We start from the raw sequence: 21,792 nt of genomic DNA, 5'->3' as shown, positions 1-21,792 counted from the left end.
CGAATGGTTCTTGCCATCCGCGACGTGCGCGAGCACGACTTGGATGCGGTGCTGGCGCTCAACAACGCCGCCGGCCGCTCCATCCTGGCACTCGATTCCGCGCGGTTGCGTTATTTCTACGAGCACGCGGAATACTTCCGCGTGGCCGAGGTCGACGGGCAACTGGCGGGTTTCCTGATCGCCCTGCGCGACGGCGGCCAGTACGACAGCCCCAACTACCGCTGGTTCGGCGAGCACTACCCGCAGTTCATGTACATCGACCGCATCGTGATCGCCAACAACTACCACCGCCACGGCCTTGGCCGCGTGCTCTATTGCGACGTGCACAGCTATGCCGAAGTGCGCGTGCCGCTGCTCACCTGCGAAGTACTGCTGGAACCGCGCGACGATGTCGTCGTGCTTTTCCACGGCACCTACGGCTTCCAGGAAGTGGGCCAGCAGCGCATGGGCAAGGACGGCCCGCAAGTCAGCCTGCTCGCGCTGGACCTGCCCAGCTACGCCTACGTGCGCGAAACCTGGCTCGACAAGGGTGGCCTGCCCGACGTGCCGTGGCTGACCGAGCGCAGCATGCCTTCACCGACCGCTGCCGGCGCGCGCGCATCGGCAGGAAGACAGCACCCATGAACGTAAAGACCGAAACATCCGACGCCTGCGATTTGCGCTTCGGCCAGGTCGGCATCGCCTGCGTCCGCGTGCGCCGGGTCGACGCCGCCGCCTTGTGCGAGGAACTGGAGCGCCGCGTGCGGTCCGCGCCGCAGCTGTTTTCGCGCGCGGCTGTCGTGCTGGACCTCAGCCACCTGTCACACCTGCCCGACGACGGCACCGTCGACGCGCTGCTCGAAGCGGTGCGCAGCGCCGGCATGCTGCCGGTGGGGCTGGCCTACGGCACCAGCGAAACCGAGGCGCTGGCCAGCCGCATGGGCCTGCCGTTGATCGCCAAGTTCCGCGCCGCCTACGAGCCGGCCGCCGCCGCTCCGGCCGCCGAAACGCGTCCGGCCGAACCGGTGGCGCGGCCGGAGCCGATCCTGGCGCCGCCCGAATCGGGCCACGCCCTCGGCGCGCAGCATCACGACGGCTCGGTGCGTTCCGGCCAGCAGGTCTACGCCCGCGATCGCGACCTGATCGTCACCGGCGCGATCGCCAACGGCGCCGAAGTGATCGCCGACGGCAACATCCACATCTACGGCGGCCTGCGTGGCCGCGCCATGGCCGGTGCCCAGGGCGACGAGAAGGCACGCATCTACGTGTCCGATTTCCGGGCGGAACTGGTGGCCATCGCGGGCCAGTACCGCGTGTTCGAACAAATTCCCGACGACCTCGAGGGCCGGTCCGTGCAATGCTGGCTCGAGGGCGAAAAACTGCTGATCGCAAAACTGTGATCGGCTGCAACAACAACCTTGCGGAGATGGGCTCTTGACTGCTGAGATTATCGTTGTCACTTCCGGCAAGGGCGGCGTCGGCAAGACGACCACCAGCGCCTCGCTCGCCACCGGCCTGGCCATGGCCGGCAAGAAAGTCGCCGTGATCGACTTCGACGTCGGCCTGCGCAACCTCGACCTGATCATGGGCTGCGAGCGGCGCGTGGTGTACGACTTCGTCAACGTGGTGCACGGCGAAGCCACCCTGAAACAGTCGCTGATCAAGGACAAGCGCTACGAGAACCTGTACGTGCTGGCCGCCAGCCAGACGCGCGACAAGGATGCGCTGACCCAGGAAGGTGTCGAGAAGGTGCTCGACGCGCTCTCCGCCGACGGCTTCGACTACGTCATCTGCGACTCGCCCGCCGGCATCGAGAAAGGCGCCCACCTGGCGATGTATTTCGCCGACAAGGCGGTGGTGGTGGTGAACCCGGAAGTGTCGTCGGTGCGCGACTCCGACCGCATCCTGGGCCTGCTCGCCAGCAAGACGCGGCGCGCCGAGCGCGGCGAGGGCCAGGTCGCCCAGCACCTGCTGCTGACCCGCTACAACCCGGCCCGCGTGGCGATCGGCGAGATGCTCAGCGTCGGCGACGTGGAGGAGATCCTGGGTATCAAGGTGGTCGGCGTGATCCCGGAATCGGAGAACGTGCTCACCGCCTCCAACAACGGCGTGCCGGTGATCGTGGACGCCAACTCGACCGCCGGCCAGGCCTACAGCGACACGGTGGCCCGCCTCCTCGGCGAAGAGCGCCCGCTGCGCTTCATCGACGTGCCCAAGAAGGGCTTTCTCCAGCGCGTGTTCGGAGGTTGATCACGATGGGTATTCTTGATTTCCTGAAGCGCCGGCCCGAGCCGACCGCCAGCGTGGCCCGCGAACGGCTGCGCATCATCGTGGCGCAGGAACGTTCCTCCCGCGGCGCGCCCGACTACCTGCCGATGATGCGCAACGAACTGCTCGAAGTAATCAAGAAATACGTGCACGTCGACATCGAGGCCATCAACATCAACCTTGAGCGTGACAGCGGCCACGAGATCCTGGAGCTGTCGGTGACGCTTCCGGACGGCAAGGCGAAGACGGGCGCCACCGACGCCACCACCGCCGACTGAGCGCCCCGACGGCCGCGGGCCGGCGCCCACCGCCGGCTCGCCCCGCCTTTCGCCACCGTGCCACGCATGCCCTACGAACACCCCTCTCCGGCCGGTTCGCCCGACACCGTGTTGCGGCTGGCCGAACTCGGCTTCGACGCGCCCGGCGCGCTGCTTGCTCGCTACAACCTGACGTTGCAACGCGTCGACGACGGCGCGCCCATCCCCGGCAGTTTCTGGGGCGACGAGGAGGCCGGCATCATCGGCACGACGGTCTACGCCCGGGCGGACACGCCGCTGCACTCATTGCTGCACGAGGCCTGCCACCTGATCGTGATGCCGCCAGAAAGACGTCTGGACGTCCATACCAACGCCACCGATTCGATCGAGGAGGAGGACGCCACCTGCTACCTGCAGATCGTGCTGGCCGAGGCCTTGCCCGGCGTGGGTCGCGACCGGCTGATGGCCGACATGGATGCGTGGGGCTACACCTTTCGGCTGGGCTCGACCCGCGCCTGGTTCGACAACGACGCCGCCGAAGCGCGGGCGTTTCTGGCCTCGCGCCAACTGCTCTGACGGGCCTCGCCCGGTGCGCGGGCGCCGCGCGGCCTACTTGGCGTGCCACTTGTCGTCGTCGCCCTTCTTGTAATCCTTCTTCACGGCGGACCAGGCCACCTTGTGCGCCGTTTCCTCGCGCGATGCGTCGCCGCGGCGCTCGTCCTTGTCGGCATATTCGTCCCACGCGCTGTTGAACGCTTCCTTGTAGATTTCCTGCGCATGCTTGGGCACGTTGTCGCGCACCGAGTCGGGCAGGTCGCTGATGGATTTGTAAGGCATGGCGCGCTCCCGTGAGGCGATCGGCGATCCGGCCTGCCGGATCGATGGCGTCCCCGCAGCCTGGACCCGTGGCGGTCAAGCAGCCGTCAAAAAGCCCGGCGCGGCCTCACGCAACCGCCGCCGGCACGTAGCTGCCCACCTCGGTGCGACACGCCTTGACCAGCCGGTTCCAGCCATTGATGGCGATGATCGCCAGCGTCAGCTCCATCGTCGCCTTCTCGTCGAACTGCTCGCGCACTTCGGCGTACAGCTCGTCGGGCAGCTCATTGGTGGACACCAGCGTCACCGCCTCGGCCCAGCTCAGCGCGGCGCGTTCGCGCGGCGAGTAGAACGGCGCCTCGCGCCAGGCCGACAGCAGGTACAGCCGCTGCCCGGTCTCGCCGGCGGCAAGCGCCTCCTTGATGTGCATGTCCAGGCAGTAGCCGCAGCCGTTGATCTGCGACACCCGCACCTTCACCAGCTCCAGCAGCGAATGCTCCAGAGCGCTGCGGCGCACGCCGGCTTCCAGGTCGCGCATCGCCTTGAACACGTCGGGGGCGGCGTTGCGGAAATCGATACGTGCTTTCATGCGGTTCCTCGCGGGCAAGGGATGGAATGGGCAATGCTTCGTGGGATCAGCGCGGCCCCGTGATCTGGGCCTGCAATTCGACGTCGCGGGCCAGGCCCGGCGCGATGGGGACGCGGCTGATGCGTCCGTACCAGTACCACGCCGCCACACCGATCAGGGTCAGCGACGACGACCCCAGCGCCAGCGACAACATGGTGGAGGACAGCAGCGGCGACAGCACGCCGGCGACCACGCTGCTGAGCAGCAGGCTGGCGAACGCCTGCACCGAGGAAATGCCGCCACGCGTCTGGGGGAAGCGATCCAGCAGCAGCAGGGTGAGCGTGGGAAACGCCAGCTGCACGCCCACGCCGTGCAGCACCAGCGGCAGCATCGACCACGGCAGTCGCGGTTGCGGCAGCGCCGCCGCCAGCGACACGTGCAGCGTGCACGCCAGCAGCATCACCGCATAGCCCAGGTTGACCGTGAAACGCACGCTGCGCCGATCGGCCAGCCGCCCGGAAAGCCAGGCGCCACTGATCAGCCCCACCACCACGGGCACGAACAGCCAGGGAAAATCCTGCGCCGACAGATGCAGCAGGTCGAGCACGATCCGCGGCGCCGACGCGATGAACAGGAACAGCCCGGCGAAATTCACCGAGCTGGAAATCAGCAGCGGCCAGAACGGCCGGTCGCGACCGAACGACAGATAGCCGGCCAGCAGCGGGCGCAGCGCGAACGTGGTGCGCCGCGCGGGCGGGTGGCTTTCCTCCAGCCAGATCGCGACAGCCGCCGCCAGCAGCAAGGTGAACAGCAGCAGAAACCAGAAAATGCCGTGCCAGCCACCCAGCGGCAGCAGCCATGCGCCCACCATCGGCGCGATCACCGGCGATACGCCGAAGATCATCATCACCTGCGACATCAGGCGTTGCGCCGCCGGTCCCTCGAACGTATCGCGGATCACCGCGCGCCCCACCACCAGCCCCGCCCCCGCGCAGGCGCCCTGCAACGCGCGGCAGGCCAGCAGCATCGCGAAGGAACCGGATACCGCCGCCAGCCCCGAGGCCAGCGCATACACCAGCATGCCCACCACCATCACCGGCTTGCGCCCGATCGCGTCGGAGATCGCGCCATGGAACAGGCTCATCGCCGCATAGGTCAGCAGGTAGACGCTGATCAGCTGCTGCAAGGCTGCGTCGTCCACCTGGAAACGGGCGCCGACCAGCGGGAAAGCCGGGAAGATCGCGTCGATCGAAAACGGGCCGATCATCGACAACGCCGCCAGCAACCAGGGAAGGCTGCGGCGTGCCGTGCGCGAGGGTGGATTCATCGAAGCGGCAACGTCGGGCGGCAACAGGAGTCGCATTGTAGCCAGCGTGCGGTCTGCATGGATCATGTGGCGGTACGGCGTCGCCTGTGGGAGCGGCCCGGAACAACGCCGCCGCGCTTGCGTTTCCATCGCCCCGGCTCCTAGCATGGCCGCTCCGGGAGATGGCATGCCTCCCGTTCCGTCGAACGCGTTCGATGGAACCAACCGCCCCGCATCGTTGCAGGGGCTGATGATGCCTGCACCACCGGTTTCCGGCGGCGCAGGCGTGCCTGCCGCCGCGGCAACCGGACACTTCCATTGGTCAGGAGACGCGCTCGTGGGTGTTACCGGATTCGTTGCGATCGGCCTTGGCGGCGCCATCGGTTGCTGGTCGCGCTGGCTGTTGGGGATGGCGCTCAACCCCCTGTTTCCCACGCTGCCGCTGGGCACGCTCGCGGCCAACCTGGTCGGCGGCTTGCTGATGGGTTGCGTGATGGGCGTGTTCGATCATTTTCAGACGCTCTCGCCGGAACTGCGCTTGTTCGTGTTCACCGGCTTTCTTGGCGGATTGACCACGTTTTCGACCTTCTCGGCGGAATCGGCCACGCTGCTGCTGCGCCAGCAATACCTGTGGTTCAGCGGCCACGTGGCGCTGCACCTGGTCGGCTCGATCGGCATGACCGTAATAGGCATCGCCCTCACCCGCAGCGTGCTGCGCCATTGATCGGGGAACCGGCATGAACCAGGACAACCTGCAACAAGGCGTGCACCTGACGTTCTACTGCCACGTGCGTGCACGCCACGACGGCATGCTGGTATCGCAATGGCTGCTGGAGCAGGCCCGCCGCGACGGCCTCGGCGGCGGCTCGGTGTTTCGTGCCATCGCCGGTTTCGGCCGCCATGGCGTGCTGCGCGAGGAGCAGTTCTTCGAGCTGGCCGACGACCTGCCGGTGAAGGTGGAATTCCTGCTGCGCGAGAGCCAGGCCGACCTGCTGCTGGAGCGCGTGCGCGCGGCAGGCATCGACACGGTTTATGCACGGTCGCCGGCGAACTATGGCGTGCTGGGAGCGGCCAAAACCCGATGAACACTGCGCGCATCGACGTTTGCGCACGCCGGGAGCCCTCCACCCGGCGCTGACGACTGTTTGTTTCACTCCGCGAGGAAAAGCATGAGCCAGGACAGCTTGAAGGATCGCGCCAGCGAACTGCTGCAGGGCGCCGGCATCACCATCAACGGCCCCGCACCCACCGACATCCAGGTGCACGACGAGCGGCTTTATCCACGCGTGTTCGCCCACGGGTCACTGGGCCTGGGCGAGGCCTACATGGACGGCTGGTGGGACGCCGCCGACCTGCCCGGCATGTTCACCCGCATGCTGCGCTCCGGGCTGGACCAGAAGCTGCACACCTTCGAGGCGGTGATCGCCCACCTGAAGGCGCGCTTCATCAACCTGCAACGCGGCGAGCACGCGTTCGAGATCGGCAAGGCGCACTACGACTTGGGCAACGACCTGTTCCAGGCCATGCTGGGCAAGCGGCTGGTGTACTCCTGCGGCTACTGGGCGGCCGCCGACAATCTCGACGACGCGCAGGCGGCCAAGCTCGACCTGGTCTGCCGCAAGCTGCAGCTGCAACCGGGCCAGCGCGTGCTGGACATCGGCTGCGGTTGGGGCGAGGCGCTGAAATACGCGGCGGAAAACTACGGCGTCAGCGGCGTGGGCATCACCGTGTCGCGGCAGCAGGCCGAGTTCGCCCGCGAGCTGTGCGCCGGCCTGCCCATCGAGATCCGCCTGCAGGATTACCACGACATCGACGAGCGTTTCGATGCGGTGTATTCGATCGGCATGTTCGAGCACGTGGGCGGCAAGAACTACCGCGCGTATTTCGAAACCGTGGACCGCTGCCTCAGGGAGGGCGGACTCTCGGTGCTGCATTGCATCGGCACCAATGGCGCACCCGCGCAACCTGACCCGTGGATCGAGAAATACATCTTCCCCAACTCGGTGATCCCCGCCGCCAGCCAGGTCACCAGCGCGCTGGAAGGCCTGTTCGTGGTCGAGGACTGGCACAACTTCGGCCCCGACTACGACCGCACCCTGATGGCCTGGTACGCCAACGTGGAAGCGGCCTGGGACTCCTTGCCGGCGCACTACGACGAACGCTTCCGCCGCATGTGGCGCTTCTACCTGAGCACCTCGGCTGCCGTCTTCCGCAGCCGTCGCGACCAGCTGTGGCAACTCACCCTCAGCGCGCGCGGCGTGCCCGGTGGCTACCGCGTGCCGCGCTGAGGAAACGAACCGTCGGCGCCGCGACGGGCCACCACGGCGAAGCCGCGGCACCGGCATGGCAACGACACCGGCGCTGGAGGATTCCGATGATCACGATATGGACGGCCGCCCTGGCGCTGACCAGCGCCACCCCGGCGCAGGCGCTTCCCACGCACTACGAAGCCGGACATTTCTACGCCACGCCGCAGACCGTGGATGGCGCCTCGTTGCGGCTGCTGGTGGATACCGGTGGCGGCGGCGCGGCCGGGATGTACTGGCTGTCGGCCAAGGCCGCGCAACGGCTCGGCCTGAAGACCGGCACCTGCATGGTCGAGGGCGACGCTCTCATGGTGGCCACGCCACCACCTTATCGCTCGGGCCAGCCATTGCCGCCACCGGAGGGCCCGTGCGCGGGCAAGCTGCTGGTCAACCCCGGCCCGTACCCGGACGACGGTCAGCTCGGCGCGGCCTACCTCGGCAGCCGGGTCTGGACGTTCGACTACCCCGCGCGCCAGTTGCGGGTGGAAGGCGGCAACTGGCATCCCGACCCCGCCGCCCACCGCACCCCGCTCGGTTTCCAGACCGATACGCACGGCAAGGTGATGCAGCACTTCCCGCGCATCGTGGTGCACATCGACGGCAAACCGCTGGACATGCTGCTGGACACCGGCGCCACTGCGCACCCCACGCCCGCCGGCAAGGCTGCCGCCGGCACCGAGACCGTGAACGGCTTTGGCGTCACCAGCTACATCACCACGAGCATGCTGGAAAGCTGGCACAAGGCGCATCCCGGGTGGGTCATCGTGGAGGACGGCGATGACCTCATGGCGCCGCGCTTCAAGGCGCGATTGATCGAGGTGCCGGTGGTGGAGATCGCCGGATGGTCGGTGGGTCCGGTGTGGTTCACCGAACGACCGGACCGGGCCTTCCACGGCATGATGGCCAGCCTCATGGATGCCTCGCCCGAAGGCGCGATCGGCGCCAACGTGCTCGCGCGATTCCGCCTGACGATCGACTACCCGCACGCCGCCGCCTGGTTCCGCTGCACCGGCAGTTGCACCGTGGCAGTGTCCGATGCGTCGAAATAGTGCTCGCTGGCCGCCCTGACTCGCCGCCATCGCCGAGATGGACGTACCGGCAACGACGTGCGCTTCGAACTCTTCAGCCAGACGCACCATGCTTTCGACAACCCGGACGCGGGCACCGACCCCACAGCGCGGCGGGTCTACTCGGCAAGGTCGGCGCATCGCGCGAGACACGCGATCGCGCATTTCATCGCGGAAGTTGCGGGCAAGACGCCGCATAATTGACGGCGTCTGCGCCCCGCCGCACCTCTCCCTGCCGCAAAGCCGAGCCCCATGGACATCCGCCTCGACGACCTCACCAGCGCGCAAATCACCGAGCTGCTGCGCGAACACCTGCAGGGCATGGCACGGCACTCGCCACCGGAAAGTGTCCATGCGCTCGACCTCGACGGATTGCGCCAGCCCGATGTCTCCTTCTGGAGCGCGTGGGAGGGTGACGAGCTGCTCGGTTGCGGCGCGCTGAAGCAACTCGATGGCGAGCACGGCGAGATCAAGTCGATGCGCACGGTATCGGCCCACCTGCGCAAGGGCGTGGCGGCGCGGCTGCTGCAGCACATCATCGACGAGGCCGGCCGCCGCTCGTACCGGCGGCTGAGCCTGGAGACCGGATCGGCGCAAGCGTTCGCCCCGGCCCGCCGGCTCTATGCCCGCTTCGGCTTCCAGCCTTGCGCGCCGTTCGCCGACTACGTCGACGATCCGTACAGCGTGTTCATGACCCGGGAAATGCCGACGCCATGAAGCCCCCGATCGCCCTGCGCCTGCTCGCTGGCGCCGCCCTGTTCCTGGCCAGCCTTTGCGCAACGGCAAAACCCGCGCTGTGGGTGGCCAAGGATGCCGACACCACGATCTACCTGTTCGGCACCGTGCACCTGCTGCCGAACGACACCGACTGGCACAACGACACGCTGGACCGCGCGGTGGCCGACAGCCAGACGCTCTACATCGAGTTGACCGACGACGACCCGGCCAACATGATGGCGCTGGTGCTGCGCTACGGGATGGACGCGGCGCATCCGCTGACGAGCCAGCTCGACGCTGCCGAGCAACTGCGCTTGAGTACGGCCGCCACCAAGGCCGGCGTGCCCGGCGGCATGCAGGCGCTGAACATGATGCGCCCGTGGCTGGCCGCGCTGACCCTGACCACCGCGCCCCTGCTCAAGGCCGGGCTCGATCCGGAACACGGCGTGGACAAGCAGTTGCAGGCGCGCATGGCCGCGGCCGGCAAAACGGTGCTGGGCCTGGAAACCGCCGAACAGCAGATGCGCTTCCTGGCCGACATGCCCCATGCGGTGCAACTGGACTTCCTGCGTTCGGCCATGCGCGATGTGGACAAGGGGGTAGCCCAGCTGGACGAAGTGATCGACGCCTGGAAGAACGGCGACGTCGCCGCCATCGCCCGGCTCGAGGACGAGGACATGCGCCAGACCGCACCGGAGCTCTATCAACGGCTGCTGGTGGCGCGCAACCAGGCCTGGGCAACGAAGATCGCCGCCATGCTGCAACAGCCCGGCACCATCTTCATCGCCGTCGGCGCCGCCCACCTGGCCGGCCCGGACAGCGTGCAGGCGCAGTTGAACAAGCAGGGCATCGAAACGCCACGCCTGTAGGAGCGCGCCCCGTGCGCGATGGCTTTCCGCCACATCGCGAAAGCTCGCGCACAGGGTGCGCTCCTACAAGAAACGGGCGCTTTCTGGCACCATCGACCGGTTAACCGCGCAGCCTGCGCGCCGACCGAATGATGCAACTGCATGAACCTGCAAGCCAATTACGAACAGATCCCGCTGAAGGAATACGCCGAGCGGGCCTATCTCGATTACTCGATGTACGTGGTGCTGGACCGCGCCCTGCCCTTCGTCGGCGACGGCCTGAAGCCGGTGCAGCGGCGCATCATCTACGCCATGAGCGAGCTGGGCCTGGCCGCCACCGCCAAGCCGAAGAAATCCGCTCGCACCATCGGTGACGTGATCGGCAAGTTCCATCCGCACGGCGACAGCTCGTGCTACGAAGCGATGGTGCTGATGGCGCAGCCGTTCTCCTACCGCTATCCGCTGGTGGACGGCCAGGGCAACTTCGGCTCGCCGGATGATCCGAAAAGCTTCGCGGCGATGCGCTACACCGAATCCAAGCTCAGCCCGATCGCCGAGGCGTTGCTGGGCGAGCTGGCGCACGGCACGGTGGACTGGGTGCCGAACTTCGACGGCACGCTGGAGGAGCCCAGCTGGCTGCCTGCGCGCGTGCCGCACGTGCTGCTCAACGGTTCCATGGGCATCGCCGTGGGCATGGCCACCGACATCCCGCCGCACAACCTGCGCGAGGTGGTGAGCGCCTGCATCCGCCTGCTGGACGATCCCGACGCCACCGTGGCCGACCTATGCGAGCACGTGCGCGGGCCGGACTATCCCACCGAGGCCGAGATCATCACCCCGCGCGGCGACCTGCTGGCGATGTACGAGAACGGCACCGGCTCGGTGCGCGCCCGCGCCGTGTATCGCCGCGAGGAAGGCAGCATCGTGATCACCGCGCTGCCGCACCAGGTCAGCCCGTCGAAGATCCTGGAGCAGATCGCCGCGCAGATGCGCGCCAAGAAGCTGCCGATGATCGAGGACCTGCGCGACGAGTCCGATCACGAGAACCCCATCCGCCTGGTGATCGTGCCGCGCTCCAACCGCGTCGATGCCGACGAGATGATGCAGCACCTGTTCGCCACCACCGATCTGGAAAAGAGCTTCCGCATCAACCTCAACATGATCGGCCTGGACGGGCGCCCGCAGGTGAAGAACCTCAAGCGCATCCTCACCGAGTGGCTGAGCTTCCGCACCAGCACCGTCACCCGCCGCCTGCAGAACCGGCTGACCAAGGTGGAGCGCCGTCTGCACCTGCTCGAAGCGCTGCGCATCGCCTACCTCAATCTGGACGAAGTGATCCGCATCGTGCGCACCGAGGACGAGCCCAGGCCGGTGCTGATCGCCCGCTTCAGGCTCAGCGACGAGCAGGCCGACTACATCCTCGAAACACGCCTGCGCCAGCTGGCCCGGCTGGAGGAAATGAAGATCTCCGCCGAGGCCGACCAGCTGGAAGAGGAGCGCGCGCGCATCAACGTGCTGCTGAAATCGCCGGCCAAGCTGAAAAGCCTGCTGAAGGAGGAACTGCGCGCCGACGCGGCCAAGTTCGGCGACGACCGCCGCTCGCCACTGGTCGAGCGCGACGCCGCCCAGGCGCTGGACGAAAGCGCGCTGGTGGCCAGCGAACCGGTCACCGTGGTGCTGAGTCAGAAAGGCTGGGCGCGTGCCGCGAAAGGCCACGACGTGGACGCCGAGGGCCTGAACTACCGCGAAGGCGACGGCCTGCTGGCCGCGGTGAAGGCGCGCACCACGCAGCAGGTGGCGTTCATCGATTCCACCGGCCGCGCCTACTCCACGCCCGCGCACACGCTGCCCTCGGCGCGCGGCAACGGCGAGCCGCTGACCGGCCGCTTCAGCCCCGCGGCCGGCGCCAGCTTCGACGCCATGGTTGCCGGCGACAACGCCACGCGGCTGATCCTGGCCACCGATTTCGGCTACGGCTTCGTCACCCGCTTCGAGGCGCTCACCGGCCGCAACAAGGCCGGCAAGCAGATCATCAGCCTCAGCGACGGCGCGCACGTGCTGGCACCGCAGATCAGCGCCGACCCCGCCCGCGACCGCATCGTGGTGGTCACCACCGAAGGCCACCTGCTGATGTTCTCGGTGGCCGAGCTGCCCGAGCTGGACAAGGGCAAGGGCAACAAGCTGATCGAAATCCCCAAGGCCAAGCTCGCCAGTGGCGAGGAACGCGTGGCCGGCGTCGCCGTGGTGGCCGAAAGCAAGGGCGAGGTCACGCTCTACGCCGGCCAGCGCAAGCTCACCCTGCGCTGGGCCGACCTGGTGGAATACGGCGGCACCCGCGCCAGCCGCGGCGGCCTGCTGCCGCGCGGCTTGCGCCGCGTGGAGCGCATCGAAACCACCGGGTGATCGAAGCTGTTGTAGGAGCGCACCCTGTGCGCGATAGCTCTTCGTCGGGTCATGAAAGCATCGCGCACAGGGTGCGCTCCTACAGATAACGGAGGGTTCGCGGCGGCTATCGGAACTTGTCGCCGCCCCACCTTTCCAACCCGGATGTGCACGCCAACCGCAGCTCGCGCGTTGGCGCTGGTATCCACCCGGAGTACGCATGAACATCCAACGGCACCTCGTCGCCATCGCTGCCAGCCTGCTGGCCACCACGGCGTGGGCGCAGACCGCCGGCAAGCCGCTGAATCTGAAGCTGCCACCCGGCGATCTGCCTGCCGCCAGCGCCACCGCGCCGCAGCCGCCAACCCCGAAAACCGCAGGCGACGCACCGGGCGTCTATTACGGCGACACCAGCGGCCGCATGGGCAATACCGAGCCGGTTGCCGGAGCCCCCGACTGCGACGACTCCACCTACAACCAGCCGCAAGTCCACGGCAGCGTCGGCACCGGCATCGTCACCGGCAGCCACATGGGTACCGGCAACTGGAATTCGGGCCACGTCAGCGTCAGCCAGGCGTTCGGCAGCTGCGACGAGCCCTCCGGCGGCGTCAGCATTTCGGTCGGCGGCAGCCGCAGCCATTTCCCCGACCGCGATCACCGCGGGCGTTGAGGCCGCTGCCCGACGCGTGGCCCGCGGCGGGGGAGCCGGCATCGACGCGGCTTGATCGCGACGGCCCGAGGACAGGCGCATTCCCAGGCGCTATCGTGCGGCGTGCCTGACACCTGTCAGGCCAGATACCTGTGACCCGCACTGGTTTGCATGCGGCGTGCGCGGGATCCTGAGGCATGTCTCAAGGGGAATCGGCGATGACGAAGGACGACACGCACCCGCGCCCGTGGATCGATCGGTGGACCCTGGCGGGCCTGGCCTTGTTGCTGCTGCCATTGCTCACGATGGCGCACGAGCTGCTTGGCCATGCCGTGGCCTGCGTTGCCACCGGACACCAGCCCGGCGAACTGGGCGCGTATTACGTCGAGTGTCCCGGTACGCAGGGTTGGTCCAGCCGCATCGTGGCGATGGCCGGCACCGGCATGGATGTGGTGCTGGCCGTGTTGGCCTACCTGGCCTGGCGCCGCCTGCGTCGGCCGCTGCCGCGCCTGGTGGCATGGGCGGTGTTCACGGTGAAAGGCATGGTGGCCGCCGGCTACTGGATGTTCTCCGGCGTCACCAATCTCGGCGACTGGGGCCCGGACGTGGGCGGCGGGCTGGGGCCGTTGCCCTGGCCGTGGCTGTGGCGGGTCGTGCTGTTCGTGGCTGGCCTCGTTGCCTACATCCAGGTCGTTCGCGCCGCCATCCGCATGCTCGGGGCGATGCTCGGCGGCGGCGAACAGGCGGCGCGCACCCAACGGCAGACCGCGATGACGCTGTACGTGGTCGGCGGGGTGAGCGCGTTGCTGGTCAGCCTGTTCAATCCGCTTGGCATGGTGATCACGCTGACCTCGGCCATCGCCGCGTCGTTCGGCGGCACGGCGGGCCTGTTCAACGTCGCCTACGCCCGCCGCTCGACCCTGCCCGCCCAGGACTTCCACATCGGCCGCGAACCGGTGTTGATCATCCTCGGCGTGCTGGTGACGGTGGCTTTTGCCGTGGTGCTGGGGCCGACGATCCATCTGCATTGAGCGGCACCGGCCGATGGGCGAGCCGCCGGGCATCGACGCCACGTGCCTGTCCGCGGCGAAAGGGTTCGCGTGCGTCATGTCGCGCAGCGTTTCGTCCCCAGGTTCCGTGCATCTCGACACTGGCGCGTGCCGCGCCCCCAGGCGCGTTCACGTGGAAGAAGCGCGTCGCCTTGCCAGCAGCATCATCCCCAAAGCGCCCAGCGCGAGAAAAACAATCCCGAGGGACCGCGGCTCCGGCACCTCCGTGAGCACCCACCGCCCCGTTCCACCGCTACACCATGGGCTGGAAAAGCAGGTGGGAAAGTCCGAATGCGCGGCCCCGATCGACCAGACACCGTCGCTCGATGTCATGTAGAAATCCATTCCCGCATTGTTCGCCTGCAACGATCCCTTCAAAAGGCTGCCGACCCCACTGCCAATCGGCGTCATGTCCATGGAAAGGTACACGGCGCCCAGGTTTCCGGTCAGATTCGGGCCCAGGTAGAAGCCGTAGCCCCCCTGGACAGACAAGGTAAGCAACGAAAATGGACTGTGGTAGTCCACGCCGGGAATAAGGGAAGGAAGAGACACTTCGTACTGCAGCGGTGCCGTCGCAACCATCTTTCCCTCGACGAACAGGAAATCGTCGCCTACGGGATCCACCCCTGGCGTCAGCGGTTGCCACGAATACACCGCGGTGGCGCTTGCGCTGTATGAAGCGACCAGCAACAACGCCGCAGCGACAAAAGCAAGAATTGGACGTTGCATGGTGACCCTCCATTTCGCCTTGGGCAGCCCAGGCTCATGCACTGTCCATGCCGTCCGATCACCCACCGATTTTCAATGCCTTGTGTGAAACCACACGGCAGCGATTCGCGGAAACTGTAAGACCATCCGACAGGTTGCCGGACAATGGCATGGCACACCATCGCCCGCTGGCGCCATTGCCCGAACAGCCGCACGAACCGCCTACACTTCGAACTCGCGCCGGCCTGGCGCGGACGAATAGGGGACGCCGCATGAAGATCCGTATCGCCTCCCTGGCGGCCGTCGGGGCGGGCAGTCGCTGGGCGCTGGTTGTCGCGTTTGTGCTGCTTGCCGGGTGCCAGGGTCTGCAACGCGAACCGGCGCACAAAGCGGTGGCGTACCGCCCCGATTTCAATCGGGCCGTGTTTCTCGAGAACGTTGCTGAAACCACGGCGAACGCCAGCATCGGCGACCTGGACGGCGACGGTGATCCGGACATCGTCCTGGCGAAAGGCCGGCACTGGCCGCTGCACGACCTGGTCCTGCTCAACGACGGCCACGGCCACTTCGACGACCGGCATGCGCTGGACGCCACGGCGGATCGCAGTTACACGGCCGCCCTGGCGGATCTGGATGGGGATGGCGACCTGGACCTGGCAGTGGGCAACGACCGCCCCGACACGAAGCGGATCTACTTCAACGACGGGCACGGCCACTTCACGCAGGCCAGCACGTTCGGCGAGGCGAATTGGTCGACGCGCAACATCACTCTCGCCGACCTCAATGGCGATCATCGGGCTGACATCATTGTCGCCAACCGCGGCGGACCGCATAACCTCAGCAAGAATCAGGTCTGTCTCAATGACGGCGGCGGACGCTTTCCGTCCTGCGTCGTGCTGTCGGGGGAATCGGCAACGACGATCGCCGCCGCGGATTTCGACGGCAATGGAACCATCGACCTGGTCGTCCCGCATCGTGATGGCGGTCAAAGCTACATCTTTCCGAACGACGGAACGGGCCACTTCAACACGAAGCAGCCCATCGGCCCGGCCAAGTCCGCGACCCGCGCCGTGGCGGTGGGGGATCTGGACGGCAACGGCCTGCCCGACCTGATCATGGGCGACGATCAAGGCGGCGCGCTCATCTATCTCAACCAGGGCCAGGGACGGTTTCCCGCTCCGATCGCGGCGGGTGATGAAAACGACGACGTGTACTCGATCGCCACGGCCGACCTCAACGGCGACGGCAGCATCGACATGGTGCTCGGCAACCAGGCCACGCCCGGCGTGGTGCTGATCAATCGCGGCGACGGCCGAAGCTTCCAGAACATCCGCTTCGGCGATGGCGCCGGCGCCATGTATGGCCTGGCGATCGGCGATATGACCGGCGACGACTGCCCGGACATCGTGGCTGCGCGTTCCGGCGCGCCCAGCGCGTTGTACGTGAATTCCTGCCGCCCGAAAGAAAACTGAAATCACGTCAGGACAGCCGCGTACCTTGCGCCGTTCCTTGCCTTGACGAACGCCTGCGTCGGACGACGCCGCCTCTTGCGGGTTACGCCGCCACCCGCACGAAACTAGCCCTCCCCCAGCAACTCCACCAGCCGCTCCTCGCAGGCCGACAGATCGTGTCCGCGCCGTCGCGAGATCACGAAGGTGAGCGGCCCCATGTGCCAGGCACGGCGCTCCAGCTCCACCAGTTGGCCACTGGCCAGATCCTCGTCCACGAGATGCCGTGGCAAGTGCCCCCAGCCGAGGCCGGCCTTCAGCAGATCGCGTTTGGCGCCGAGGTCGTTGACCAGCCACTGGCGCTTGCCGGCGACGCCGTGCTGGGTCTTTTCCGCGCCGGGCTGGTTGTCGGTGACGACGATCTGCGGGTGGCGGCCAAACTCGTCCATCGGGATGGGCGCTGGCGTCGAAGCGAGCGGATGGCCTGGCGCGCAGGCGGTCACCATGCCCTCCTCGCGCAGCCAGTGGCGTTCGATGGCGTCCGGATTCACCTCCGGCACGTTCTCGATGGTGACGGCCAGGGCGCATACTTTTTCCAGCACCAGGTTTTCGCCGCCCTGCATGGTGGTGATGCGCAGGTTGATCGCGGCGGTGGGGAACTCGCCCTGCAGGGTGCGCAGGCAGTCGACCAGGTGGCGGCGCGGGAAATAGGCGTCGACGGCGACCGACACCTGCGGCACGCCCGCCTTCGCGATGGCGCCGGCGCGGTTTTTCATTTCCTCCGTGCGCGAGATCACCGCCCGTGCGTCCGGCAGCAGGCTGCGCCCTGCCGCGGTGAGCTGCGCCTTGCGCGTGTTGCGCTCGAACAGCTCGACGTCGAACGCGCTTTCCAGCGCCTTGATCGCGTGGCTGATGGCCGACTGCGCGCGCACGAGCTTGCGCGCCGCGCCCGAGAAGCTGCCCTGGTCGCATACCGCGACGAACGCGCGCAGCTGGTTGATGGTGACGTTGTCGAGCACGAGCCATCCAAAAAGTAGATCGTATCAAGCGATCTTTCGTCAATTGTGTTGATTGGTCAAGCGACCCAGATCGTTCGGGCAACCGGCCTGCACGGGTCGGATCACTCCACTGAAAAGGATCATCCCCATGAGCTACGCCATCATCGGTTTCGGTTCCATCGGCCAGGCGCTCGCCCGCGCCTTTGCTCGCAACAACATCGAAGTCACGGTCGCCAGCCGGCGGCGGCCGGAAGACCTGTTGCCGCAGGCGCAGGCGATCGGGCCCAAGGTCATCCCCAGGACCTTGCAGGAAGCCGTCAAGGCGGACGTGATCATCCTGGCGGTGCTGTTCGAGGGGCATCGCGACGTCGCCAGGGCGCTCCCGGACTGGCGGGGCAAAACGATCATCGACGCGATGAACACGAACGCCCCCGTTGAAACACTCGACGGGCTCCCCTCCTCCGCCTTCGTCGCCAGGTCGTTCCCGGGCGCCGGGTTGGTCAAGGGCTTCAACCACCTGCTGGCGCGCACTTTGGCCGCCGACCCGAACGTCGAGGGCGGCCATAGGGTCGTGTTCCTGTCGAGCGACGACGCGGCCGCCACCGCGGACGTGGCGGACCTTGCCAGGCGGCTCGGCTTCGCCCCCGTCAATCTCGGCAAGTTCGACGAGGGCGGCACGCTGGTGCAGGCACGCGGTCCGGTCTGGGGCCCGCTGATTTTCCAGGACCTGTTCAAGCAGGAGCCGTAAGTGCGTACGGCCGTCACGACAGGATCGCGGCCAGCCCCCTCCAACCAGGAATTCATGCCATGAGCAAATTGAATGGAAAGACCGCCGTGATCACCGGCGGCGCCACCGGCATCGGCCGCGCGGCAGCAAAACGCTTCATCGAGGAAGGTGCCTTCGTCTTCATCTTCGGGCGCCGACAGGAGGTGCTCGACACCGCGGTCGCCGAGCTGGGCCCCAACGCCCGCGCGGTGCAGGGCTCGGTTTCCGACCTGGCCGACCTGGACCGCCTCTACGCGGCGGTGAAGGCCGAGCGCGGCACGCTCGACATCGTCTTCGCCAATGCCGGGACGGGAAGCCTGCTTCCACTGGGCGAGATCACTGCCGGACACATCGACGAAACCTTCGACACCAACGTGAAGGGCACGATCTTCACGGTGCAGAAGGCGCTGCCGCTGATGGGCCAGGGCGGCTCGATCATCCTGACCGGATCGAGCGCCGGCACCACCGGTGCCCCGGCATTCGGCGTCTACAGCGCGAGCAAGGCGGCGGTGCGCAACCTCGCGCGGACCTGGGCGGAGGACCTGAAAGGCACCGGCATCCGGGTCAACGTGCTTTCGCCCGGGCCGACGGCGACCGAACTGGCGAAGGCGGCGGTGGGCGAGGAAGGCATGAAGGTATTCGCCTCGATGAATCCGCTGCAACGCATGGCCGAGCCGGCCGAGATCGGAGCGGCGGCGGCTTTCCTCGCGTCGCCCGACAGCAGCTTCATGACCGCCAGCGAGCTGGCCGTCGACGGTGGCCTGGCGCAGATCTGACGCGCCAGGCCCGACCGGCATCCGCCACGAGCTTTTCAGAAGTCACGCCCCTTCGGAGGCCACCATGTACCAGCACGCCAGACAATCCGAGTTGTTGAGGTTCGCACGCGTCGATGCGGGCTCTACCGTGATCGACGTGTTTCCGGGCGACGGTGACTGGAGCAGCCTCTTTTCCGACATCGTCGGGCCCGAGGGGAGGATCTACAGCTTCGTGCCGGCCGAGGTCGCTCATCTCGGCAACGATCCGGTCGGCCGCATCCGCGCGCTGGCCGGGAAACCGGGGCGAGAGAATGTGCGGGCGATCTCGGCGGACCTCGTGGCGCTGCCGGAGAGTTCGCCACCCGCGGATGTCGTGTGGCTGCACCTGTTCTATCACGATCTCCATGCGGCGCTTCTCCAGACCCGGGGCGCCACCCCGGCCGACTTCAACCGGGCCGTTTATGAGCGGCTCAAGCCCGGCGGGTTCTACGTCATCGTCGACCACGTCGCCGCCATCGGGACGGGCGCAAGCAACGCCGGCTCGCTGCATCGGATCGAACCCGCCGTCGTTCGCGAGGAAGTGGAAGCGGCGGGCTTCGTGCTGGACGCCGAAAGCAGCGTGCTGGCGAACAAGGACGATCCGCACTCCCTCAAGGTGTTCGACCCGTCGATCAAGGGCGAGACCGATCGCTTCGCCTATCGGTTCGTGAAGCGCTGACGGCGAGCCGCCCGCATCACCGACTTCCCTGGGCCTGTCCAAATTCAAGAAGGCCGTGGGCGATGCACGGCCATCACGACACGATCGTGACCGCCCTGCAGGCCGATCACTGCGCCATCAACATCAACCCTCGTCAAAGGAACCTCCCATGTCCAACAATCCCGATCTCTCGAAAGAACTCGGCGGCCGCCGTGCCCTGATCACCGGAGGCACGCGCGGCATCGGCGCGGTCGTCGCGCAGCGCCTGCTCGATGCCGGTGCCAGGGTCGTGATTGCCGCACGCAAGCCCGACGACGCCATGCCCGCCGGGCAACCTTCGTCGCCGGCGACGTCGCCACGAGCGAAGGCGTGGCGTTGATCGCGACACAGGCGCTGGCGGCGCTCGGCGGCCTCGACATCCTGGTGAACAATGCGGGCGGTGCGCGCGCGTTCCTGGAAGGGGCCTCGACGATTCCCGACGAGGCATGGCACGACAGCTTCGAGCTCAACCTTTTCGCCGCGATCCGCCTCACCAACGCGGTGCTCCCCGCGCTGCGGGCCTCGAAGGTTGCCGCCGTGGTGAACATCTCGTCGGCAGCGGCGGCGATGCCGTTCGGCCCCTTTGCGCACTACGGCGCTGCCAAGGCGGCGCTCGAGTACTACTCGCGCACGCTCGCACTGGAAGTCGCGCCGGCAATCCGCGTGAACGTCGTGTCGCCCGGCGTCATCGCGACGCCGGGTTCCGACGAGTTCGCCAGGACGACTCCGGGATTCTCCACGGAGGCCTGGCTCCAGCATCTGCCGCTGGGCCGCATCGGCGCCACCGAGGACATCGCCGAGGTCGTCGCGCTGCTCGTGTCCGATCGTGGCAAGTTCCTCACCGGCGCGAACTACCGCGTCGATGGCGGGATGACCGCGCGTTGACGCGTGTCGAATGGCGCCGGCCTGCAAGACGATGGCGCTCGGTATCCACGCGGCCTGTCTGCCGCGCAAGCACTTCCGATCAAGGCGCGAGGTTGGGGGACTTCACGAAGCCGCATACGCCACCCACCCCTTGAACGTGAAAGCCGCATAGAACAGCTCATGTCGCTCGAAGCCGGCCTGCTCCAGCAAGCCGACCTCGGCTTCGGGGGGAAGCAGCGGGAGGCGGCGGGCCATCGCTTCGATCGTGGCGGCCGGGTTTGCCACCGGCATGCCGTTTGAAGTCATGAAAGCCACGTGCCTGCCCAGCCAGCGCAGCTTTTCGTCCGGTGCCTCGGGAACGCTGTGATGGGCCATCACCAGCGGGGCGCCGGGCTTCAACCGGCGCCTCAGCTCACGCAGCGTGTGCAGGCGTTCCTCGATGGACAGGAAGTGCATGGTCAGCAGGCAAACCGCGCCGTCGAATTCGATGGCCGGAACCGCATCGATGTAGCCCTCCAGCAGCTCCACCCGCGGCGCCAGCGGCCCCAGCGTCTGGACGGCCAATTCCAGCATCGGCGCTGACGGGTCGACGCCGAGCAGACGCCAGTGCGGGTAGGTCTCGGCGAAGGCCTTGAGCTCCAGGCCTCCACCGGCGCCCAGCACCAGCACGCGCCCATCGGACGGCACGTGCTCGTGCAGGAGCAGGCCGGTCATCCGGTGGAGTGCATGCAATCCGGGAACCTGACGCCGCGGTCCCTCCGTATACCGCGCAACCGCTTGTGGATCGTTGAAAGAAGACATGCTGCCCTCGCCGCTTGACATGGAAGCGTTAACGTAACATCGTTTGTTACATGAGACGAGACAGCCGACTTTCCGCCGTGCTCCACGCCCTGCTGCATATGGCCGAGCGCGATACGCCGATGACGTCCGACGCACTGGCGCAGTGCCTGGGCACCCATCCCGTCGTGGTCCGGCGCACCATGGGCCTGTTGCGGGATGCGGGGCTGGTCAAGGCGGATCGGGGACACGCCGGCGGCTGGCGCATTTCGGCGGATCTGGCCAAGGTCACGCTACGCCAGTTGCACGAAGCGCTCGGCGAGCCCGCGCTGTTCGCCGTGGGCAACCGCAGCGAGCACCCGTCCTGCCTCGTCGAGCAGGTGATCAATGCGGCGCTCGACACCGCTTTCGCCGATGCCGAGGCGCTGCTGCTGCAGCGCTTCGAATCGGTCACCCTGGCCGCGCTGGCCGCGGATTTCACGCGCCGTCATGGCGCCCATCGATCGAGGCACCGGCATGAAGCATGAC

At 67.4% G+C, this 21,792-nt stretch carries 26 protein-coding genes, 1 pseudogene and 1 riboswitch; of the genes and pseudogenes, 21 read left to right on the top strand and 6 right to left on the bottom strand.

Going from position 1 to position 21,792, the window contains the following annotated elements:
• Positions 1-3: 3 nt before the first annotated feature.
• The 5 genes from ABD017_RS12915 to ABD017_RS12895 all read left to right on the top strand — a co-directional run bounded on the left by ABD017_RS12915 (position 4) and on the right by ABD017_RS12895 (position 3,080).
• Complete coding sequence (locus ABD017_RS12915; RefSeq protein WP_343883194.1) at positions 4-624, top strand: GNAT family N-acetyltransferase; 621 nt, start codon at positions 4-6, stop codon at positions 622-624.
• On the top strand, positions 621-1,379 hold the full coding sequence (minC, locus tag ABD017_RS12910) for a septum site-determining protein MinC (protein ID WP_343883193.1): 759 nt from the start codon (positions 621-623) through the stop codon (positions 1,377-1,379). Before ABD017_RS12915 ends, minC begins: the two co-directional genes overlap by 4 nt.
• Before the next feature lie 34 nt (positions 1,380-1,413).
• Entirely contained in the window at positions 1,414-2,229 is an 816-nt protein-coding gene (minD, locus tag ABD017_RS12905; protein WP_343883192.1) for a septum site-determining protein MinD, read from the top strand.
• A 5-nt stretch (positions 2,230-2,234) separates the two neighbouring features.
• A complete protein-coding gene (gene minE / locus ABD017_RS12900) occupies positions 2,235-2,525 on the top strand; it encodes a cell division topological specificity factor MinE (protein ID WP_343883191.1) in 291 nt (96 codons plus the stop codon).
• A 66-nt stretch (positions 2,526-2,591) separates the two neighbouring features.
• The gene (locus ABD017_RS12895) at positions 2,592-3,080 is read left to right on the top strand and encodes a hypothetical protein (protein WP_343883190.1); all 489 of its coding nucleotides are present in this window, start codon (positions 2,592-2,594) and stop codon (positions 3,078-3,080) included.
• Between the two features lie 33 nt (positions 3,081-3,113).
• On the opposite strand, the gene chaB is transcribed toward ABD017_RS12895, so the two are convergent.
• From chaB to ABD017_RS12880, 3 genes are all read right to left on the bottom strand, one after another.
• A complete protein-coding gene (chaB, locus tag ABD017_RS12890; RefSeq protein ID WP_343883189.1) occupies positions 3,114-3,341 on the bottom strand; it encodes a putative cation transport regulator ChaB in 228 nt (75 codons plus the stop codon).
• Between the two features lie 106 nt (positions 3,342-3,447).
• Positions 3,448-3,909, bottom strand: a complete 462-nt coding sequence (locus ABD017_RS12885; RefSeq protein ID WP_343883188.1) for a carboxymuconolactone decarboxylase family protein — start codon at positions 3,907-3,909, stop codon at positions 3,448-3,450.
• A gap of 46 nt (positions 3,910-3,955) precedes the next feature.
• On the bottom strand, positions 3,956-5,215 hold the full coding sequence (locus ABD017_RS12880) for a multidrug effflux MFS transporter (protein WP_343883765.1): 1,260 nt from the start codon (positions 5,213-5,215) through the stop codon (positions 3,956-3,958).
• A 148-nt stretch (positions 5,216-5,363) separates the two neighbouring features.
• Positions 5,364-5,461: riboswitch (Fluoride riboswitch) on the top strand.
• 70 nt (positions 5,462-5,531) lie between these two features.
• Here ABD017_RS12880 and crcB point away from each other — a divergent pair.
• The 10 genes from crcB to ABD017_RS12830 all read left to right on the top strand — a co-directional run bounded on the left by crcB (position 5,532) and on the right by ABD017_RS12830 (position 14,194).
• Entirely contained in the window at positions 5,532-5,918 is a 387-nt protein-coding gene (crcB, locus tag ABD017_RS12875; RefSeq protein WP_343883187.1) for a fluoride efflux transporter CrcB, read from the top strand.
• A gap of 13 nt (positions 5,919-5,931) precedes the next feature.
• Entirely contained in the window at positions 5,932-6,279 is a 348-nt protein-coding gene (locus ABD017_RS12870; RefSeq protein WP_343883186.1) for a DUF190 domain-containing protein, read from the top strand.
• A gap of 84 nt (positions 6,280-6,363) precedes the next feature.
• Positions 6,364-7,482: a cyclopropane fatty acyl phospholipid synthase gene (gene cfa / locus ABD017_RS12865; RefSeq protein WP_343883185.1), complete on the top strand. Its 1,119-nt coding sequence runs from the start codon at positions 6,364-6,366 to the stop codon at positions 7,480-7,482.
• Positions 7,483-7,568: 86 nt separating this feature from the next.
• Positions 7,569-8,549, top strand: coding sequence for a hypothetical protein (locus tag ABD017_RS12860; protein ID WP_343883184.1), 981 nt, complete (start codon positions 7,569-7,571; stop codon positions 8,547-8,549).
• Between the two features lie 57 nt (positions 8,550-8,606).
• Positions 8,607-8,771: a hypothetical protein gene (locus ABD017_RS12855; protein ID WP_343883183.1), complete on the top strand. Its 165-nt coding sequence runs from the start codon at positions 8,607-8,609 to the stop codon at positions 8,769-8,771.
• A 48-nt stretch (positions 8,772-8,819) separates the two neighbouring features.
• The gene (locus tag ABD017_RS12850) at positions 8,820-9,284 is read left to right on the top strand and encodes a GNAT family N-acetyltransferase (protein ID WP_343883181.1); all 465 of its coding nucleotides are present in this window, start codon (positions 8,820-8,822) and stop codon (positions 9,282-9,284) included.
• On the top strand, positions 9,281-10,153 hold the full coding sequence (locus tag ABD017_RS12845) for a TraB/GumN family protein (protein ID WP_343883180.1): 873 nt from the start codon (positions 9,281-9,283) through the stop codon (positions 10,151-10,153). The genes ABD017_RS12850 and ABD017_RS12845 overlap by 4 nt, the downstream gene beginning before the upstream one ends.
• 141 nt (positions 10,154-10,294) lie before the next feature.
• Complete coding sequence (gene parC, locus ABD017_RS12840; protein WP_343883179.1) at positions 10,295-12,535, top strand: DNA topoisomerase IV subunit A; 2,241 nt, start codon at positions 10,295-10,297, stop codon at positions 12,533-12,535.
• Positions 12,536-12,734: 199 nt separating this feature from the next.
• Positions 12,735-13,184, top strand: coding sequence for a hypothetical protein (locus tag ABD017_RS12835; protein ID WP_343883178.1), 450 nt, complete (start codon positions 12,735-12,737; stop codon positions 13,182-13,184).
• A 197-nt stretch (positions 13,185-13,381) separates the two neighbouring features.
• Positions 13,382-14,194: a hypothetical protein gene (locus tag ABD017_RS12830; RefSeq protein ID WP_343883177.1), complete on the top strand. Its 813-nt coding sequence runs from the start codon at positions 13,382-13,384 to the stop codon at positions 14,192-14,194.
• A gap of 147 nt (positions 14,195-14,341) precedes the next feature.
• Here the strand turns inward: ABD017_RS12830 and ABD017_RS12825 are convergent, their stop codons facing one another.
• On the bottom strand, positions 14,342-14,941 hold the full coding sequence (locus ABD017_RS12825) for a PEP-CTERM sorting domain-containing protein (RefSeq protein WP_343883176.1): 600 nt from the start codon (positions 14,939-14,941) through the stop codon (positions 14,342-14,344).
• Positions 14,942-15,117: 176 nt separating this feature from the next.
• On the opposite strand from ABD017_RS12825, the gene ABD017_RS12820 reads away from it, so the two are divergent.
• Positions 15,118-16,392, top strand: a complete 1,275-nt coding sequence (locus tag ABD017_RS12820) for an FG-GAP-like repeat-containing protein (RefSeq protein WP_343883175.1) — start codon at positions 15,118-15,120, stop codon at positions 16,390-16,392.
• Between the two features lie 104 nt (positions 16,393-16,496).
• Here the strand turns inward: ABD017_RS12820 and ABD017_RS12815 are convergent, their stop codons facing one another.
• Positions 16,497-17,387, bottom strand: coding sequence for a LysR family transcriptional regulator (locus ABD017_RS12815; protein ID WP_343883174.1), 891 nt, complete (start codon positions 17,385-17,387; stop codon positions 16,497-16,499).
• A 127-nt stretch (positions 17,388-17,514) separates the two neighbouring features.
• On the opposite strand from ABD017_RS12815, the gene ABD017_RS12810 reads away from it, so the two are divergent.
• From ABD017_RS12810 to ABD017_RS12795, 4 genes and pseudogenes are all read left to right on the top strand, one after another.
• Positions 17,515-18,114, top strand: a complete 600-nt coding sequence (locus ABD017_RS12810) for an NADPH-dependent F420 reductase (RefSeq protein WP_343883173.1) — start codon at positions 17,515-17,517, stop codon at positions 18,112-18,114.
• 59 nt (positions 18,115-18,173) lie between these two features.
• Positions 18,174-18,908 carry an SDR family NAD(P)-dependent oxidoreductase gene (locus ABD017_RS12805; RefSeq protein WP_343883172.1) on the top strand — a complete coding sequence of 245 codons (735 nt, stop codon included), beginning with the start codon at positions 18,174-18,176 and terminating at the stop codon, positions 18,906-18,908.
• A 64-nt stretch (positions 18,909-18,972) separates the two neighbouring features.
• Positions 18,973-19,605 (top strand): methyltransferase, encoded by a 633-nt coding sequence (locus ABD017_RS12800; protein ID WP_343883171.1) that lies wholly within the window; start codon positions 18,973-18,975, stop codon positions 19,603-19,605.
• Positions 19,606-19,753: 148 nt separating this feature from the next.
• A pseudogene (locus tag ABD017_RS12795) lies at positions 19,754-20,508 on the top strand (oxidoreductase).
• 102 nt (positions 20,509-20,610) lie between these two features.
• Here the strand turns inward: ABD017_RS12795 and ABD017_RS12790 are convergent.
• Complete coding sequence (locus tag ABD017_RS12790) at positions 20,611-21,288, bottom strand: class I SAM-dependent methyltransferase (protein ID WP_343883764.1); 678 nt, start codon at positions 21,286-21,288, stop codon at positions 20,611-20,613.
• Between the two features lie 50 nt (positions 21,289-21,338).
• Here ABD017_RS12790 and ABD017_RS12785 point away from each other — a divergent pair, with 50 nt between their 5' ends.
• Complete coding sequence (locus ABD017_RS12785; protein WP_343883170.1) at positions 21,339-21,791, top strand: Rrf2 family transcriptional regulator; 453 nt, start codon at positions 21,339-21,341, stop codon at positions 21,789-21,791.
• Position 21,792 lies beyond the last annotated feature (1 nt).

The organism is Rhodanobacter caeni, assembly GCF_039523575.1.
Lineage (GTDB): Bacteria > Pseudomonadota > Gammaproteobacteria > Xanthomonadales > Rhodanobacteraceae > Rhodanobacter > Rhodanobacter caeni.
The sequence above is the reverse complement of the archived record's forward strand: the minus strand, read 5'-3'. Positions and strand labels throughout refer to the sequence as shown.

Excerpts from the sequence above, each read along its gene's own strand:
- minE (WP_343883191.1), top strand. The coding sequence starts at position 2,235 with ATGGGTATTCTTGATTTCCTGAAGCGCCGGCCCGAGCCGACCGCCAGC.
- ABD017_RS12880 (WP_343883765.1), bottom strand. The coding sequence starts at position 5,215 with ATGAATCCACCCTCGCGCACGGCACGCCGCAGCCTTCCCTGGTTGCTG.
- chaB (WP_343883189.1), bottom strand. The coding sequence starts at position 3,341 with ATGCCTTACAAATCCATCAGCGACCTGCCCGACTCGGTGCGCGACAAC.
- cfa (WP_343883185.1), top strand. The coding sequence starts at position 6,364 with ATGAGCCAGGACAGCTTGAAGGATCGCGCCAGCGAACTGCTGCAGGGC.
- ABD017_RS12915 (WP_343883194.1), top strand. The coding sequence starts at position 4 with ATGGTTCTTGCCATCCGCGACGTGCGCGAGCACGACTTGGATGCGGTG.
- ABD017_RS12830 (WP_343883177.1), top strand. The coding sequence starts at position 13,382 with ATGACGAAGGACGACACGCACCCGCGCCCGTGGATCGATCGGTGGACC.
- ABD017_RS12785 (WP_343883170.1), top strand. The coding sequence starts at position 21,339 with ATGAGACGAGACAGCCGACTTTCCGCCGTGCTCCACGCCCTGCTGCAT.
- ABD017_RS12810 (WP_343883173.1), top strand. The coding sequence starts at position 17,515 with ATGAGCTACGCCATCATCGGTTTCGGTTCCATCGGCCAGGCGCTCGCC.
- ABD017_RS12800 (WP_343883171.1), top strand. The coding sequence starts at position 18,973 with ATGTACCAGCACGCCAGACAATCCGAGTTGTTGAGGTTCGCACGCGTC.
- ABD017_RS12895 (WP_343883190.1), top strand. The coding sequence starts at position 2,592 with ATGCCCTACGAACACCCCTCTCCGGCCGGTTCGCCCGACACCGTGTTG.
- ABD017_RS12790 (WP_343883764.1), bottom strand. The coding sequence starts at position 21,288 with ATGTCTTCTTTCAACGATCCACAAGCGGTTGCGCGGTATACGGAGGGA.
- ABD017_RS12805 (WP_343883172.1), top strand. The coding sequence starts at position 18,174 with ATGAGCAAATTGAATGGAAAGACCGCCGTGATCACCGGCGGCGCCACC.
- ABD017_RS12825 (WP_343883176.1), bottom strand. The coding sequence starts at position 14,941 with ATGCAACGTCCAATTCTTGCTTTTGTCGCTGCGGCGTTGTTGCTGGTC.
- ABD017_RS12860 (WP_343883184.1), top strand. The coding sequence starts at position 7,569 with ATGATCACGATATGGACGGCCGCCCTGGCGCTGACCAGCGCCACCCCG.
- ABD017_RS12845 (WP_343883180.1), top strand. The coding sequence starts at position 9,281 with ATGAAGCCCCCGATCGCCCTGCGCCTGCTCGCTGGCGCCGCCCTGTTC.
- ABD017_RS12885 (WP_343883188.1), bottom strand. The coding sequence starts at position 3,909 with ATGAAAGCACGTATCGATTTCCGCAACGCCGCCCCCGACGTGTTCAAG.
- ABD017_RS12870 (WP_343883186.1), top strand. The coding sequence starts at position 5,932 with ATGAACCAGGACAACCTGCAACAAGGCGTGCACCTGACGTTCTACTGC.
- ABD017_RS12850 (WP_343883181.1), top strand. The coding sequence starts at position 8,820 with ATGGACATCCGCCTCGACGACCTCACCAGCGCGCAAATCACCGAGCTG.
- minC (WP_343883193.1), top strand. The coding sequence starts at position 621 with ATGAACGTAAAGACCGAAACATCCGACGCCTGCGATTTGCGCTTCGGC.
- parC (WP_343883179.1), top strand. The coding sequence starts at position 10,295 with ATGAACCTGCAAGCCAATTACGAACAGATCCCGCTGAAGGAATACGCC.
- ABD017_RS12835 (WP_343883178.1), top strand. The coding sequence starts at position 12,735 with ATGAACATCCAACGGCACCTCGTCGCCATCGCTGCCAGCCTGCTGGCC.